This window comes from Micromonospora sp. NPDC050686, from assembly GCF_040654475.1.
In the GTDB taxonomy this organism is placed as follows: domain Bacteria; phylum Actinomycetota; class Actinomycetes; order Mycobacteriales; family Micromonosporaceae; genus Micromonospora.
Genome location: NZ_JBFAID010000016.1, coordinates 36,281 through 52,334, shown reverse-complemented (window position 1 = coordinate 52,334; position 16,054 = coordinate 36,281). Strand labels below are relative to the sequence as shown.

Genomic DNA, 16,054 nt, shown 5'->3' with positions numbered 1-16,054 from the left:
GGGAAACCCCGGTGCCGCCCCGGAACCCTGGTCAGGGGCGCAGCGCCAGGTAGCCCCGTTCCGCCGCCTCCTGGAGCAGCCACTGGTCCCGGTACCAGCCGGCGGAGGCGGCGAGGTCGGCGTGCCGGCCGCGCTGGACCACCCGGCCGGCGTCCAGCACGACGATCTCGTCGAAGCCGGCCAGGCCGCTGAGCCGGTGGCTGATCAGCAGCACCGAGTGCCCGGCGGGGGTGGCGTCCAGCACCGAGGCGAGCACAGCGTCGGCGGCGGCCGGGTCGAGCCCCTCGGTCGGCTCGTCCAGCACCAGCACGCCGGGGGCGGCCAGCACCGCCCGGGCCAGCGCGAGCCGCTGCCGTTGCCCGCCGGAGAGCTGCCCGCCCTCCTCGCCCACCACGGTGTCCCAGCCGTGCGGCTGGTCGCGTACCCAGTCGAGCAGGCCGGCGGCGCGGGCCGCGGCGGCCAGCTCCTCGTCGGTGGCGTCGGGGCGGCCGAGCAGCAGGTTCTCCCGGACGGTGGCGTGGAAGACGTACGCCTCGGCGAGCAGGCCGCCGATCGCCCGGGGCAGCTCCTCGGCCGGATATCCGGACAGCTCGGCGCCGTCCAGCGTGACCCGGCCGGCGTCCGGGACGACGGTGCCGGTCACCACGGCGGTCAGGGTGCTCTTGCCGGCGCCGCTCGGGCCCACCACGGCCACCCGCCGCCCGGCCGGCAGGTCGAGGTCCACCCCGGCGAGGGCGGGGGCGGCGCCCGCCCGGTACCGGACCGTCACCCCGTCCAGCCGGACGTGGTGCGGACCGCCGCCCACGGCGGCCCCGCCCGGGACGGTCACCTCGGCCGCCGGCGCGGTGAGCAGCGCGGCGACCCGGTCCAGGCCGGCCCGGAGCAGGGTGTGCTGGCGGGCAGCGCCGACCAGGGCCAGGGCGATCTCCACGGCGGAGAGGGCGCCGACGGCGAGCACGCCGACCAGCACCCCGCCCACCCCGGCGCGCAGCGCCACCAGCACCACCGCGCCGGCGGTGACGCCGGCCAGCAGCACCCCGGCGGCGTCCACCGCGAAACCGGCCGCGGCGAGCCGCCGTTCCAGCCGGGCGAGCCGGTCGGTGCGGCCTCGGGCGGCCTGCAGCGCCGTCCCGGTCGCGCCGAACGCGGCCAGGTCGGCGGCGCCGTGGGTGAGGTCGACCGCGTCCCCGGCGAGTGCGCCGCGCAGCGGGGCGACCTGGTCGGCGGTGCGCCGGGTCAGCCGGGTCGCCAGCAGCGGCAGGACGACGCCGGCGAGCAGCAGCCCGGCGGCGAGCACCCCGGCCGCCGGTACGGAGACCAGCGCCGTCCCGGCGACCGCGAGCACCCCGACCAGCGCGGCGGCCGCCCCCGGCACGAGCACCCGGAGCAGCAGGTCCTGCACCGCCTCGACATCGGACACCAGCCGGCTGAGCGTGTCGCCGGAGCGCCGGGCCGGCCCCCGGTCGGCGGCCAGGGTGGCGAACACCCGGGCCCGGACGTCGGTGATCATGCGAAGCACGGCGTCGTGGCCGGCCAGCCGCTCGGTGTAGCGGAACACCCCCCGGCCGATCGCCAGGGCCCGGACCGCGACGATGGCCACCGTCAGCCGGTCCAGCGGCGGCTGCCCGGCGGCGCTCATCAGCAGCCAGGTGGCGGTGGCCATCAGGGCCAGCCCGGCCAGCTCGGTGGCGGTGGCGAGCAGGCCCGCGCCGACCAGCCGGCCCAGGTAGGGCCGGGCCAGCCGGAGCACCGCCCGTTCGGCGGACGCCCGCCCGGTCACGGTCGTACCCCCGCCGGGGTCAGCTCGGTGAGCCGGCCGTCCTCGATCCGGATGATCCGGTCGGCGTCGGCCAGCAGCGCCGGTCGGTGCGCCACCAGCAGTGCGGTACGCCCCGCGACCAGCCGCCGGGTGGCGTCCAGCACGACCGCCTCGCTGGCCGAGTCCAGCCGCGCGGTCGGCTCGTCGAGCAGCACCACCGGGGCGTCCCGCAGGAAGGCCCGGGCCAGCGCCACCCGCTGCCGCTGGCCGCTGGACAGGCCGTGCCCGCGCTCCCCGAGCACCGTGTCCAGCCCGTCGGGCAGGGCGGCCACCACCTCGTCCAGCGCCGCGTCGCGTACCGCCGCGGCGAGCGCGGGCGGCGGGGTGTCCGGCGCGCCGAGGGTGATGTTGTCGGCCAGCGAGGCGGCGAAGAGGTGGGCCCGCTGCGGCACCCAGGCCAGCCGGCGCCGCCAGGCGTCCGGGTCGACGCCGGCCAGGTCCACCCCGTCGACGGTGACCCGGCCGCTGGTCGGGGTGACGAAGCCGAGCAGCACGCCGAGCAGGGTGCTCTTGCCGGCGCCGCTGGGGCCGATGACGGCGATCCGCTCGCCGGGGCGGATGGTCAGCGTGACGTCCCGCAGCGCGGTGGTCCGCTCGTACTCGACGGTCACCCCCTCGAACCGGATCTCGCCGCGGCCGTCGGGCGCGGGGGCCGGCGGGCCGGGCCGCGCGGCGGCCGGGGCGGCGGTGACGGTGAGCGCCTCGTCCAGCGCGGTCAGTCCTTCCATGCTGGCGTGGAACCGGCTGCCGGCCGCCCGCAGCGGCAGGTACGCCTCCGGGGTGAGCAGCAGCACCAGCAGCGCGGTGGAGAGGGTGAGGCCGCCGCCGAGCAGCCGGATGCCGACCGGGACCGCGACCAGCGCCACCGACAGGGTGGCGACCAGCTCCAGCACCAGCGCGGAGAGGAAGGCGATGCGCAGCGTCCGCATGGTGGCGGCGCGGTGCCCGTCGGCCATCCGGCGGACCACCTCGACCTGGTTGCGGGCCCGCCCGAAGGCGCGCAGGGTCGCCAGCCCGGCCACCATGTCCAGGAAGTGCCCGCCGAGCAGCGCGAGCCGTCGCCACTGCCGTTCGGTGGCCGCCTGGGCCTGCCAACCGAGCAGGGCACCGAAGACCGGGATCAGCGGGATGGTGAGCGCGATGATCAGCGCCGAGCTCCAGTCGGCCAGCCCGACCCGGGCCAGCACGGCCAGCGGGACGGTGACGCTGAGCACCAGCTGCGGGAGGTAGCCGGTGAAGTAGGCGTCGAGCGCGTCCAGCCCGCGCCCGGCCAGCGTGGCGAGTTGCCCGGCCCGCTGCCCGGCGACCCAGGTCGGCCCGTGCGCCCCCACGGCGGCGAGCAGCTCGACCCGCAGGGCCGCCTTCACCGTCGCCGCGGCCCGGGCCGCCACTGTGCCCTGGGCCCAGGTGAGCGCCGCCCGGGCCGCCACCGCGGCGAGGAATCCGGCCAGCGCGGCCCGGTCCAGCCGCCCGTCGATCGCGGTCGCCAGCAGCGCGGCCAGCGCGGTCGCCTGCGCGACGATCACCAGCGCGGTCAGCCCGCCCAACGCGGCGAGCACGGCGAGGTCACGCCGGGCCGCGGGGACCCGGCGCAGCAGACGCGGGTCGAACGGGCGGCGGTTCACCAGTACACCGGTGCCCTGCCGTCGATCCGTCCCCGGAAAATCCACCAGCACATCGCCTGAAAGCCTAGTAGGGCCGGCACGAGCGGCAGCACGAGCCAGCCCAGCAACCGCAGGGTGGGGGCGCTGGCCGCCGCGTCGGCCACGGTCAGCCCGGCCACCGGGTCGGTGCCGGAGACCAGCGCGTACGGCCAGCGGGCCGCCCCGATCAGGAGCACCGGCAGGGCCAGCGCCGCGCAGGTGGCGGCGAAGGCCGGCCCCGGCCGCCGCCGGCCGAGCGCCGCGCGGGCCACCAGCAGCGCCACGACCAGCGCCGACGGCAGGAGTACGGCCGCGGCCGGCTGCTGCACGGCGGCGCGTACCCGGTCGGAGAGCAGGCCGAGGACGGTGGCCGTGCCGACCGCGGCGAGCGCCACCGGGACCAGCCGGCGGGCCAGCCGCCCGACAGCGTCGGCGTCGGCGGCCGGCAGCCGGAGCGTGAGGAAGGTCGCACCGTGCAGCGCGACCAGCGCGGCCATGGCGAGCCCGACGGCGGCGACGAACGGGGTGAACAGGTGGCCGACCCCGACGGCGTGACCGTCGGCGGCCAGCGGCAGCCCCTGGAGCAGCCCGGCGAGCAGGGTGCCCCAGCCGAGCGCGGCGAGCAGGCTGCCGACCACCACCACCCGGTCCCAGCGGGCCCGGGCGCCGGCCGTGGCCGGGCGGCTGCGCAGCTGCACCCCGGCGGTCACCAGGATCACCCCGGCCAGCGCGCCGCCCACGGCGGGGTAGTAACCGGAGAGCAGCTCGCCCTCCAGCGTGGGGAAGGCGCCGAAGAGGATGCCGACGGCGGCGACCAGCCACACCTCGTTGCCGAGGAAGAACGGGCCGAGCGCGGTGAGCGCGCCGCGCCGGGCGGCGGGGGAGCCGCCCCGGGCGAGCAGCAGGCCGACGCCGTAGTCGTAGCCGCCCAGGACGAAATAGGTGGCGAAGAAGAGGCCGAGCAGGGCGTACCAGGCGAGCTCCACGGTGGTCTCCCTCAGGCGAGCACGGGTTGGCGGGGGGTGTCGTCGGTATCCGGCGCGGGCGGGCGGCCCAGGGCCGGGTCCGCGGCGCCGCGGGCGGCGTGCCGGGCGAGCAGCACCCAGTTGGTGACGGCGAGCGCGCCGAGCAGCAGGCTGAACCCGATCAGCGAGGCGAGCATCACGCCCGCGGGGACGGCGGAGACGGCCCCCTCGGTGGGGAGCAGCCCGTACGCGACCCAGGGCTGGCGGCCCACCTCGCGGGCGATCCAGCCGAGGATCACCGTGATGAAGGGCAGCGGCAGGGCGAGCAGGAGCAGCCAGAGGGGGAACCGCCAGCGGATGATCAGGTCCCGCCAGAGCAGCGGCAGCAGCAGCCAGAGACAGCCGAGGCCGAACCCGATGAGGATCATGAAGCCCAGCCCGACGTTGGCGAGCACCGGCGGCGTGTAGTCGCCGGGGCCGAACCGGGCGGTCCACTCGGCGATCTGCGCGTCCCGGCCGGGGCCGCCGCCGAACTTGGCGGGCTGCACCTGCCCGACCGGCCCGAACTGGGCGAAGCCGAAGCCCTGGACCAGGCTGACGGCGAGTGCGGAGACCACCAGCCCGATCCGCAGCGAGGTGCGGAACAGCAGGTGGTCGGGGGTACGCCGGAGCAGGTGCCAGGCGCTCACCGCGGCCATCAGCATCCCGCCGGTGAGCAGTGCGGCGGAGACCACGTGCCCGAAGGCCATGCCGAGGGTGGGGTTGGTCAGCAGGGCGGAGAAGTCGGTGAGGTGGGCGATCCCGTCGCGTACCTCGTAGCCGACCGGGTTCTGCAGCCAGGCGTTGGCCACCATGATCCAGAAGGCCGAGGCGTACGCGGTCAGCGCGACCCCCCACAGCAGCGCGAGGTGCACCCCGCGGCGCAGCCGGTGCCAGCCGAAGATCCACATGCCGAGGAACGTGGACTCCAGGAAGAACGCCACCAGCGTCTCGATGGCGAGCGGGGCGCCGAAGACGTTGCCGACGTAGCGCGACAGGCCGCTCCAGTTCAGGCCGAACTGGAACTCCATCACGATCCCGGTGGCGATGCCGAGCACGTAGTTGATCACATAGAGCTGGCCCCAGAACCGGGTCAGCCGCTCCCACTTGGGGTTGCCGGTGAGGAACCAGGCGGTCTGCAACCCGACCAACAGGGTGACCAGCCCGAGGGTGACCACGACGAAGAGGAAGTGGATCGAGGTCGTGGTGGCGAACTGCAGGCGCGCGAGGAGCAGGGTGTCCATGACCGCTCTCCAGGGGTTGTCTCACTTGTCATAGCGATCCTACACGTAGCTTGTCTACCTATCGGATCGAGGTCGAGGACCGGACACCCGGGGAGCCGGGGTCAGCTCAGGAAGAGCGAGATCGGCAGCGCGAGCAGGGTGCTGGCGACGGCCAGCGCGGTCGCCCCGATCAGCCGCGGCGGCCGGTCGGCCACCAGCAGGCGCTGCACCCGTACGTCGAGGTCGCGATCGCCGACGCCGAGCGCGCCGTGCGGGGTGATCCGGTCGTCGCAGGCGGCGAAGCGGCGCAGCGCGCCGGCCAGCGGCGCCTCGGCGTGCAGCTCGCGAGCCTTGTCGTCGGCGCGCATCTCGACCAGCAGGGCGACCCGCTCGTACGCGTCGGTGACCCAGCCGAACCAGGGCAGCGCCCGGCGCAGCGCGGTGAACGGCAGCAGCACCAGGTCGTGCCGCTCCTGGGCGTGCGTCCGCTCATGGGTGAGCACCGCCGCCAGTTCGGCCCGGTCGAGCAGGCTGAGCGTGCCCGCGCTGACCACGACCCGGGGCCGCACCCCCGGCAGGCAGTACGCCGCCGCGCTCGGATGGTCGAGCACCAGCGCCCCGGGCACGGTGGGGTCCCGGCGGGCCACCAGGGTCAGCAGGTCCCGGTGCCGGCGCTGGGCGCGGGCCGTGCCGTGGACGCTGCGGATGGTCGTGGTGAGCAGCACCGCGCCGATGCCGAAACCGATCCCGACCCCGGCCAGGTGCGCCACGCCCAGCCCGGGCGGCAGGGTGCCGTGCGCCAGGTCGTCGGCGAGGGCGAGCAGCGCGCTGCCGGTGGGCCGGTCGTACGCGGCCAGGCCGAGCGCCATCGGCAGGCCCATCGCGGACAGGCCGAGCGCCAGCCCCACCGCCTGCCAGCAGACGATGGCCACCCGCGGGGCGCGCCAGGTCCAGGTGGCGGAGAGGAGTTGCGCGGTCAGCCAGCAGGCCAGGATGGTCGCGGCGAAGTGCACGGCGTACGCCATGGCTGCCGCCCTACCGGTCCGTCGCCTCGTCGGCGGCGCGCGCCCGGCCGGCGCGCGGGTCGTCGATCCGGTCGGTCAGCCCGGCCGCACCCCCGGCCTCGGCGCCCAGCGCCGCGCGCAGCACGTCGGCCTCGGTGCCGGTCACCGAGCGGGCGAAGCGGACCAGCGCCGCGTCCCGGCTGCCGCCGAGATCCAGCGCGTCGAGCATCAGCTGGGCGATGTGGGCCTCGCGGCTGGCCGCGGCCCGGTAGCGCCAGGCCCGCCCCTCGCGCTCGCGCTGCACCATGCCCTTGCCGGCGAGCCGGTCCAGCACGGTCATCACCGTGGTGTACGCCAGCTCCCGCCCGCGCAGGGCGTCGGCGACCTCGCGCACGGTCACTCCGTCCGACGTGCCGGGCACCGAGTCCCACAGCACGTCCATCACCGCACGCTCAAGATCCCCCAACCGAGTCACCGCCCAATCCTACCCCCCGTAGTAGATCCCGCTTCGCCCCGCTCTGGCGGAGCGGCCCACTACACGGAAAGAGTGGCCACCCGCCCCTGCGGAGACCACTCTTTCCACGAACCTGTGCGGATCTTCGGGCAGGGAAGGCACCCGTAGGCAGGAGAACCCGGACCCCCCCCCCGCAACGAGCAGATCAGACCCCCTTCGGATGCCAGACCGTCTTGGTCTCCAGCAGGACGGTCATCCGGGTCACCCCGGGATCCGCGTGCCAGTCGTGGTCCGCCGGGGCGGGGCGGAGCACCCGCTTGAGGTTCTCCGCGGCCTTGACCTCCAGCTCGGTGGCCAGCTCGGGGTCGGCGACCCCGGTGAGGTCGATGGCGTTGACGTCCATGTGGCTCGCCAGCGTCGGCACGGTCTCCGGCAGCCTGCCGGTGAGGATGTTGACCACCCCGCCCGGCAGGTCGGAGGTGGCCAGCACCTCGGCCAGGGTCACCGCGGCCAGCGGGGCGGCCGGGGAGGCGGCCACCACCACGGTGTTGCCGCTGACGATCGCCGGCGCGATCACGCTGACCAGGCCGAGCAGCGCCGGCGCCTCGGGGGCCACCACCGCCACCACGCCGGTCGGCTCCGGCGCCGACAGGTTGAAGTACGGCCCGGCGACCGGGTTGGCGCCGCCGTACACCTGGGTCAGCTTGTCGGCCCAGCCGGCGTACCAGACCCAGCGGTCGATCGCCGCGTCGACCTCGTCGGCCGGCACGCCGAGCGCGACGAACTGGTCGCGCCGGCCTTCCAGCATCTCGGCGACCCGGTAGAGGATCTGACCCCGGTTGTACGCGGTCGCCCCGGCCCAGCCCTTGACGGCGGCGCGGGCGGCGACCACGGCGTCCCGCGCGTCCTTACGGGAGGCCAGGGAGACGTTGGAGTCCTGCACGAGATACGACCGTCCCGACTCGCTGCGCGGGAACTTCCCGCCGATGAAGAGCTTGTACGTCTTGCGTACCGCGACCCGCTCAGACATTGAGGTACGCCTCCAGCCCGTGCCGGCCGCCCTCGCGGCCGTAGCCCGACTCCTTGTAACCGCCGAACGGCGAGGTCGGGTCGAACTTGTTGAACGTGTTGGCCCAGACCACCCCGGCGCGCAGCCGGTCGGCCATCCACAGGATCCGGGAGCCCTTGTCGGTCCAGATCCCGGCCGACAGCCCGTACGGGGTGTTGTTGGCCTTCTCCACCGCCTCCGCCGGGGTGCGGAAGGTCAGCACGGACAGCACCGGGCCGAAGATCTCCTCGCGGGCGATCCGGTGCGCCTGGGTGACCCCGGTGAAGATGGTCGGCGCGAACCAGAAGCCCCGCTCGGGCAGCTCACACGCGGGCGACCAGCGCTCGGCGCCCTCGGCGGCGCCGGCGGCCGACAGCTCGGTGATCCGGGCCAGCTGGGCGGCCGAGTTGATCGCGCCGATGTCGGTGTTCTTGTCCAGCGGGTCGCCGACCCGCAACTGGGTCATCCGGCGCTTCAGCGACTCCAGCACCTGCTCGGCGACCGACTCCTGGACCAGCAGCCGGGAGCCGGCGCAGCAGACGTGCCCCTGGTTGAAGAAGATGCCGTTGACGATGCCCTCGACGGCCTGGTCGATCGGGGCGTCGTCGAAGACGATGTTGGCGGCCTTGCCGCCCAGCTCCAGGGTGAGCTTCTTGCGGGTGCCGGCGACCGCCCGGGCGATGGCCCTGCCCACGTCGGTGGAGCCGGTGAAGGCGACCTTGTCCACGCCCGGGTGCTCGACCAGCGCCCGGCCGGTCTCGCCGGCGCCGGTGACGATGTTGACCACGCCGGCCGGCAGGTCGGCCTGCTGGCAGATCTCGGCGAAGAGCAGCGCGGTCAGCGGGGTGGTCTCGGCCGGCTTCAGCACCACCGTGTTGCCGGCGGCGAGGGCCGGGGCGATCTTCCAGGCCAGCATCAGCAGCGGGAAGTTCCACGGGATGACCTGCGCGGCCACGCCGAGGGGGCGGGGGTTCGCGCCGAACCCGGCATGCTCCAGCTTGTCGGCCCAGCCGGCGTAGTAGAAGAAGTGCGCGGCGACCAGCGGCAGGTCGACGTCCCGGGACTCCTTGATCGGCTTGCCGTTGTCCAGCGACTCCAGCACGGCCAGCTCGCGGGAGCGCTCCTGGATGATCCGGGCGATCCGGAACAGGTACTTGGCCCGGTCCCGGCCCGGCATCGGGCCCCAGACCTGCTCGTACGCCCGGCGGGCGGCGCGGACCGCGCGGTCCACGTCCGCGGAACCGCCCTCGGGGATCTCGGCGAGCACCTCCTCGGAGGCCGGGTTGATCGACTTGAGGCTGCCGCCGTCGGTCGGGTCGACGAACTCGCCGTCGATGAACAGCCCGTAGGAGGGCCGGAGGTCGACGATGGCGCGCGACTCGGGGGCGGGGGCGTATTCGAACATCGCGCTCAGTCCAGGGTGAAGTAGTCGGGACCGGCGTAGACACCGGTCGTCAGCTTGGTGCGCTGCATGAGCAGGTCGTTCAACAGGCTGGACGCGCCGAACCGGAACCAGTCCGGGTCCAGCCAGTCCGGGCCGACGGTCTCGTTGACCATGACCAGGTACTTGATCGCGTCCTTGGTGTTCTTGATGCCGCCGGCCGGCTTCACGCCAACCTGCCGGCCGGTGGCGGCGCGGAAGTCGCGCACCGCCTCCAGCATCACCAGGGTCACCGGCAGCGTCGCCGCGACCGGCACCTTGCCGGTGGAGGTCTTGATGAAGTCGCCGCCGGCCAGCATGGCCAGCCAGGAGGCGCGCCGCACGTTGTCGTACGTGGCCAGCTCGCCGGTCTCCAGGATCACCTTGAGGTGCGCGTCCCCGCAGGCCTCCTTGGTGGTCACGATCTCGTCGTAGACCTCCTTGTACCGGCCGGACAGGAAGGCGCCCCGGTTGATCACCATGTCGATCTCGTCGGCCCCGGCCTCGACGGCCGCCCGGGTGTCGGCGAGCTTGATCTCCAGCGGCGCCTGGCCGGACGGGAAGGCGGTCGCCACGCTGGCCAGGTGCACGCCGGACCCGGCCAGCACCTCGGCCACGTACGGGACCATCGCCGGGTAGACGCAGACCGCGCCGACGTGCGGGCAGGACGGGTCCGCCGGGTCGGGGCGCAGCGCCTTGGCGGCCAGCGCCCGTACCTTGCCGGGGGTGTCGGCCCCTTCCAGGGTGGTCAGGTCGACCATCCGGATCGCCAGGTCGATGGCCTCGGCCTTGGCGCTGGTCTTGATGGAGCGGGTACCGAGCTGTGCCGCCCGCTGCTCCGCGCCGACCTGGTCCACGCCGGGTAGGCCGTGGAGGAAGGTCCGCAGAGCGGTCTCGGATCGTCCCAGCTCGGAGAGATCCGACCGGGCCGACGTCGCTGTCGCCGTCATGCCCCGAATAGTACGCACCCGCGAGTCCTGTGATCTTGGTCACCGATCGCCGGACGTGAGCGTCACACGTGAGCGGCGTCGCTGGTCACCCCGGCACCCCCCGGCGCGCCGGTCCGGCCCGGTAGGTTGAGCGATCGTGGACGTACACGTCATTGACCACCCGCTCGCCCAGGCGCGGCTGACCGCCATGCGGGACGCCCGGACCGACTCGCCGTCGTTCCGGGCGGCGCTGCGCGAACTCACCACCATGCTGGTGTACGAGGCCGCGCGCTCCTTCCCCGTCGAGAAGTACTCGATCGAGACTCCGGTCACCGCCACCGAGGGCACCCGGCTGGCGAACCCGCCGCTGCTGGTGCCGGTGCTGCGGGCCGGTCTGGGCATGGCCGACGCCGCCCTCGGCCTGCTGCCCGAGTCGTCGATGGGCTTCGTCGGCCTGGCCCGGGACGAGGAGACGTTCGAGCCGCGGGCGTACATGGAGTCGCTGCCCCGCGACCTGAGCGGCCTGCCGGTGCTGGTGCTCGACCCGATGCTGGCCACCGGCGGCTCGCTGGAGCACTGCTGCCGGCTGCTCGCCGATCGGGGCTGCACCGAGATCACCGTGCTCTGCGTGCTGGCCGCCCCGGTCGGCATCGAGCGCCTGGAGCGTTCCGGCCTGCCGCTGCGCCTGGTGACGGCGAGCATCGACGAGGGCCTGAACGACAAGATGTTCATCGTCCCCGGCCTCGGCGACGCCGGCGACCGCCAGTTCGGCGGGATGCCCCGCTTCTGACCGCCGGCTGACCGGGGCGGCGCGTTGTGGCCCGGAGCGGGCGCGCACGCGCTACCGTTCCGGGCCATGACTGGTGTCACGCTCGCCGAAGAGCTGCTCCTGCTGGCCTATGACGACGAGACCGGCAAGGCCACCATGCCCCGGATCAGCCTGGACCTCGGCATGGCCGCGGCCGTCCTGGTGGAACTGGCCCTGGCGAACCGGGTCGCGTACGCCGACGGCAACCTGGCGGTGACCGACCCGACGCCGACCGGTGAGCCGGTGATCGACCAGGTGCTGGCGAAGATCGCGGCGGACACCCCGCACACCCCGTCGTCCTGGGTGCAGCGGCTGCGCCACGGCCTGCGCGACCGGATCCTCGGCGACCTCTGCGAGCGGGGCGTGGTCCGGGACGTCGACGAGACCGAACTCGGCTTCATCCACGTGCACCGCTACCCGGCCACCAACGGCTTCGTGGAGGCCGACATCCGGCGCCGGCTGGCCACCGCGCTGACCGGCGGCCAGCTCCCCGACGAGCGGACCGCCGCGCTGGCCACCCTGGTCGCCGTGGTGCGGATGGAGCCGGCGCTCGGCCTGACCGGCGAGGCCGTGGCGGACGCCCGGCGCCGGCTGGCGGAGATCGCCACGAACGCCGGCTTCTCCGGCACGGTCAGCCTGGCCGACTCGGTGGTGCGGCCCTCGATCAGCCTGGTGGTCTCCGCGCTGGCCCAGGCCGTCAACGCCGCCCTCGGCAAGCCCAAGGCGTAAGGCGGGGTGCGTGAGGCGGGGCCCCGCTCAACGCATTTTGTATAGGCGGGGCCCCCGCTTAACACATCCGAGTTGAGCGGGGCCCCCGCCTGACCGGCGGGCGCGGTCAGCGCAGGCCGAGGGCCGTGGCGATCTCGGTGCGCAGCGCGGTGACGGCGGTACGGGCGCGGCCCCGGGCCGCGGCGACGTCCCCGTCCGCGACCGGCTCCACCACCTCCAGGTACGCCTTGAGCTTCGGTTCGGTGCCGGACGGCCGGATCACCACCCGGGCCGCCGGCGTACGCAGGATCACCACGTCGGCGTCCGGCAGCAGGTCCCGGGTCTCGGTGACCGGCTCGCCGAGCAGCGTGACCGGGGTGGCCGCCCGGACCCGGGTCATCATCTCGGCGATCATCCGCAGGTCGTCAACGCGTACCGAGAGCTGGTCGGTGAGGTGCACGCCGAACTCGGCGGCCAGCTCGTCCAGCCGGTCGGTCAGCGTGCGCCCGTGCGACTTCAGCTCGGCGGCCAGCTCGGCGACGGTCAGCGCGGCGGTGATGCCGTCCTTGTCCCGGACGTGCTCCGGGGCCACGCAGTACCCGAGCGCCTCCTCGTAGCCGAAGACCAGCGGCTGCGCGCCGCCACCGGCCCGGACGATCCACTTGAATCCGGTCAGCGTCTCGTCGTACGGCAGGTTCCGGGCCTCGCACATGGCCCGGAGCAGGGACGACGAGACGATGGTGGTGGCGTACAGGCCGCGCACCCCGCGCCGCATCAGGTGGTCGGCGAGCAGCGCGCCCACCTCGTCGCCGCGCAGCATCCGCCAGCCGGGGCCGGCGCTCCCCGGCCCGGCCAGCTCGCCCGCCACGGGGGCCGGCGCGCCGGCGTCGCGTACCGCCACCGCGCAGCGGTCCGCGTCCGGGTCGTTGGCGATCGCCAGGTCCGCGCCGGTCCGCTCGGCGAGCGCCACCAGCCGGTCCACCGCCCCCGGCTCTTCCGGGTTGGGGAAGGACACGGTGGGGAAGGCCGGATCCGGTTCGGCCTGGTCGGGCACCACGCCGGGCACCGGGAAACCGGCGTGGGCGAAGGCGGCGGAGAGCACGCTCGCGCCCACCCCGTGCAGCGGGGTGTACGCCACCGAGAGGTCCCGCGGCCCGTCCGGCGCGACCACCGCGGCGGCCCGTTCCACGTAAGAGACCACCAGGTCGTCGCCGAGCACCTGCCCGGGCGGGCCGAGCGGCACCCGGGCCAGCGGACCGACCGCCCGGATGGCGGCGGAGATGCCGGCGTCGGCCGGCGGCACGATCTGCGCACCCGCGCCCAGCTCACCGCCCAGCCGGTCGCCGAGGTAGACCTTGTAGCCGTTGTCCTGCGGCGGGTTGTGGCTGGCGGTCACCATCACCCCGGCCGCCGCGTCCAGCCGCCGGACCGCGTACGCGAGCACGGGGGTGGGCAGCGGGCGGGGCAGCAGCAGCGCCGGCCGGCCTGCGCCGGTGGCGACCTGGGCGGTCCGCTCGGCGAACTCGCGGGAACCGTGCCGGGCGTCGTACCCGATCACCAGCGGGCCGGTCGCGCCCTCGGCGGCGAGCCAGGCGACCAGGCCGGCGGCGGCCTGGGTGACCACCGCGAGGTTCATCCCGTTCGGCCCGGCGCGCAGCGGACCGCGCAGCCCGGCGGTGCCGAACGTCAGCGGCCCAGCGAACCGGTCGGCCAGCTCAGGCCCGCTCGCCGGGAGCCGGTCGAGCACCGCCCGCAGCTCGTCCCGGCTGGCCGGGTCGGGGTCGTCGTCGAGCCAACGCCGGGCTTGCTCGCGAAGGTCGTCGATGTCAGTAGGGTCCGCCGTCATGCCTTTTGATAGCACGACGACGGATCACCACCGCACCTCGCCCTCGCTCAGTTGGCCGCGGTGAGCTGGAACGACTTCGCCATGGCGTCGAAGATCGGCTTGCTCGCGGCGAACTTGGCGTCGTTGGCGGAGAGGTAGAAGGAGTACGCCTTGCCCTCGCTCACCGTCCCGCGCCACACACCGTGCCGCATGGTCTCGCCCTCGCCGCAGGTGTACTCCAGCTCGGCCGCCGGCCGGCCGGCCAGGTCCTTCTCGGTGATCGAGAGTTCCTTGTACGGCTTGGCGCAGGACTTGTTCTTCGTCAGGTTGCGGGACGCGCCCTCCGCCCAGCCGACCGGGGTGCCGCCCCACTTCTCGGCGATGATGCGCACCTTGCGCTTGCTGTCCGCCGGGTCGACGAAGTCGACGTAGAGCCCCCCGGTCTGCTTCTGCCAGCCCTTCGGCACCTTCACGGTGACGCCCTTGGCCGAGATCTCCTGCAGCTCGACGCCCGGGTTGGCCCCCGGGTCCTCCTCGATCGGGATCGCCTGTGGGCTGGCGGGCGGCTTGTCGTCACCACCGCCGGAAAGCGCGATCACGGCGATCAGCAGCACCGCCAGGCCGCCGGCCGCGGCGAGCTGCACCTTGCGCGGCCAGCCCATGACCGTGCCGACCAGCTTGCCGCCGGCGGCCTTGAGCTTGTCCGCCGCGCCCGCCCCACCACCATCGGGGGCGGGCGCCGGAGCCGTCCACGACTGGCCGGTGCCCGGCACCGACCACTGGTTGCCGCCGTAGCCGGCGGCCATCGGCTGGGTGGCGTCGGGATACCCCCCGCCGACGCGCTGGGTGGCGTCCAGGTACCCCACGACGCGTTGGGTGGCATCCGGGTGGCCGGCCCCGATCCGCTGGGTCGCGTCCGGGTGGCCGGTGCTGATCCGCTGGGTCGCGTCGGCGTGGCCGGCGCCGATGCGCTGGGTGGCGTCCGCGGTGCCGCCCCAGCCGCCGGCCGGCGGCGGCATCGCGCCGGTGGGGGTGTGCAGCGGGCCGGCCAGCGCGTCGGCGCTGGTGTCCGCCAGGCCGGCGCCGGCGGCGGGGGTGGGGCGTTCGCCGCTGCGCAGCGAGGCCAGCCGGTCGGTCAGCGACTCGCCGGGGCCGATCATCGCCCGGCCGCCGATCTGGCCGGTCGGCTTCGGCTCGGGTCGGGCCGCGGGCGGCGGCGTGGTCGCTCGCGGCGCCGGCACCACCGAGTACGGGTCGGTGACCGAGTTGACCGCCACCGCGTTGCTGGCCAGTGCCCCGGCGAGCAGTTCCCGCAGCATCGCCCGGGCGGTGTGCACGTCCAGCCGGCGGGCCGGGTCCTTCTCCAGCAGCCCCATCAGCACCCGGGTGAGCGGGCCGCTGCGCTGCGGCGTGGCGGGCGGGTCCTCCACCACGGCGTGCATGGTCTCGATCGGGTCGCCCTTGTCGAACGGCGGCCGCCCCTCGACCGCGGTGAACAGTGTCACGCCCAGCGAGAACAGGTCGCTCGGCGGCCCGAAGTCCTGGCCCATCGCCCGCTCGGGGGAGATGAAGTGCGGCGACCCGAGGACCATGCCGGGGGTGGTGAGCTGCACGTCGGTCGGCATCCGGGCCACCCCGAAGTCGGTCAGCACGCAGCGACCGTCGGAGCAGATCAGCACGTTGGCGGGCTTGACGTCGCGGTGCAGCACACCGATCGAGTGCGCCACCTCCAGCGCGCCGAGCAGCGCGACGCCGATCTTGGCGACCGTGCGGGGGGCCACCGGCCCGTCCTCGATCACCATGTCGGCGAGGCTGCGCGCGTCCAGCAGCTCCATCACGATCCACGGCCGGCCACCCTCGGTGACCACGTCGTACACCTGGACCACGGCCGGGTGCTGGATGGCTGCGGCGGCCCGGGCCTCGCGCAGGGTGCGTTCGTACATCGCGTCGCGGTCGCTCGGGGCCAGCCCCGGCGGGAGGACGACCTCCTTGACCGCCACGTCGCGCCGCAGCAGCGTGTCGTTGGCACGCCAGACCGTGCCCATGCCGCCGTTGCCCACCGCGGAGCGCAGTTCGTAGCGCCCACCGATGGTGGTGCCGGGTGCCGCGCGTCCGTTGGGGGGACTGACCGGTCCGCCGCTCCACGTCGGGATCTGAGTCACTGAAAAG

General features: G+C 74.8%; 13 protein-coding genes. 2 read left to right on the top strand and 11 right to left on the bottom strand.

Annotation, left to right across the window (positions count from 1 at the left end):
- Positions 1–31 precede the first annotated feature (31 nt).
- The 9 genes from cydC to deoC form a co-directional block, all read right to left on the bottom strand.
- Entirely contained in the window at positions 32–1,780 is a 1,749-nt protein-coding gene (cydC, locus tag AB0H57_RS13885) for a thiol reductant ABC exporter subunit CydC (protein ID WP_357506127.1), read from the bottom strand.
- Complete coding sequence (gene cydD / locus AB0H57_RS13880; protein WP_357506125.1) at positions 1,777–3,444, bottom strand: thiol reductant ABC exporter subunit CydD; 1,668 nt, start codon at positions 3,442–3,444, stop codon at positions 1,777–1,779. The genes cydC and cydD overlap by 4 nt, the downstream gene beginning before the upstream one ends.
- Entirely contained in the window at positions 3,441–4,448 is a 1,008-nt protein-coding gene (locus AB0H57_RS13875) for a cytochrome d ubiquinol oxidase subunit II (RefSeq protein WP_357506123.1), read from the bottom strand. Before AB0H57_RS13875 ends, cydD begins: the two co-directional genes overlap by 4 nt.
- 11 nt (positions 4,449–4,459) lie before the next feature.
- Entirely contained in the window at positions 4,460–5,710 is a 1,251-nt protein-coding gene (locus tag AB0H57_RS13870) for a cytochrome ubiquinol oxidase subunit I (protein WP_357506121.1), read from the bottom strand.
- A 101-nt stretch (positions 5,711–5,811) separates the two neighbouring features.
- Entirely contained in the window at positions 5,812–6,714 is a 903-nt protein-coding gene (locus AB0H57_RS13865) for a M56 family metallopeptidase (protein ID WP_357506119.1), read from the bottom strand.
- 10 nt (positions 6,715–6,724) lie between these two features.
- On the bottom strand, positions 6,725–7,168 hold the full coding sequence (locus tag AB0H57_RS13860) for a BlaI/MecI/CopY family transcriptional regulator (protein WP_357506117.1): 444 nt from the start codon (positions 7,166–7,168) through the stop codon (positions 6,725–6,727).
- Between the two features lie 184 nt (positions 7,169–7,352).
- Positions 7,353–8,177 carry an aldehyde dehydrogenase family protein gene (locus tag AB0H57_RS13855; RefSeq protein ID WP_357506115.1) on the bottom strand — a complete coding sequence of 275 codons (825 nt, stop codon included), beginning with the start codon at positions 8,175–8,177 and terminating at the stop codon, positions 7,353–7,355.
- Entirely contained in the window at positions 8,170–9,600 is a 1,431-nt protein-coding gene (locus tag AB0H57_RS13850; RefSeq protein ID WP_357506113.1) for an aldehyde dehydrogenase family protein, read from the bottom strand. The genes AB0H57_RS13855 and AB0H57_RS13850 overlap by 8 nt, the downstream gene beginning before the upstream one ends.
- 5 nt (positions 9,601–9,605) lie before the next feature.
- Positions 9,606–10,565 carry a deoxyribose-phosphate aldolase gene (gene deoC, locus AB0H57_RS13845; protein ID WP_357506111.1) on the bottom strand — a complete coding sequence of 320 codons (960 nt, stop codon included), beginning with the start codon at positions 10,563–10,565 and terminating at the stop codon, positions 9,606–9,608.
- A gap of 136 nt (positions 10,566–10,701) precedes the next feature.
- Between deoC and upp the strand changes: the two genes are divergently transcribed.
- Both upp and AB0H57_RS13835 read left to right on the top strand, forming a co-directional pair.
- Complete coding sequence (upp, locus tag AB0H57_RS13840; protein WP_357506109.1) at positions 10,702–11,334, top strand: uracil phosphoribosyltransferase; 633 nt, start codon at positions 10,702–10,704, stop codon at positions 11,332–11,334.
- Between the two features lie 66 nt (positions 11,335–11,400).
- Entirely contained in the window at positions 11,401–12,081 is a 681-nt protein-coding gene (locus tag AB0H57_RS13835; RefSeq protein ID WP_357506107.1) for a GPP34 family phosphoprotein, read from the top strand.
- 106 nt (positions 12,082–12,187) lie between these two features.
- Here AB0H57_RS13835 and AB0H57_RS13830 read toward each other — a convergent pair whose 3' ends face one another.
- Positions 12,188–13,906, bottom strand: coding sequence for a phospho-sugar mutase (locus AB0H57_RS13830; protein ID WP_357506105.1), 1,719 nt, complete (start codon positions 13,904–13,906; stop codon positions 12,188–12,190).
- 47 nt (positions 13,907–13,953) lie between these two features.
- Entirely contained in the window at positions 13,954–16,047 is a 2,094-nt protein-coding gene (locus AB0H57_RS13825; RefSeq protein ID WP_357506103.1) for a serine/threonine-protein kinase, read from the bottom strand.
- Between the last annotated feature and the right edge of the window lie 7 nt (positions 16,048–16,054).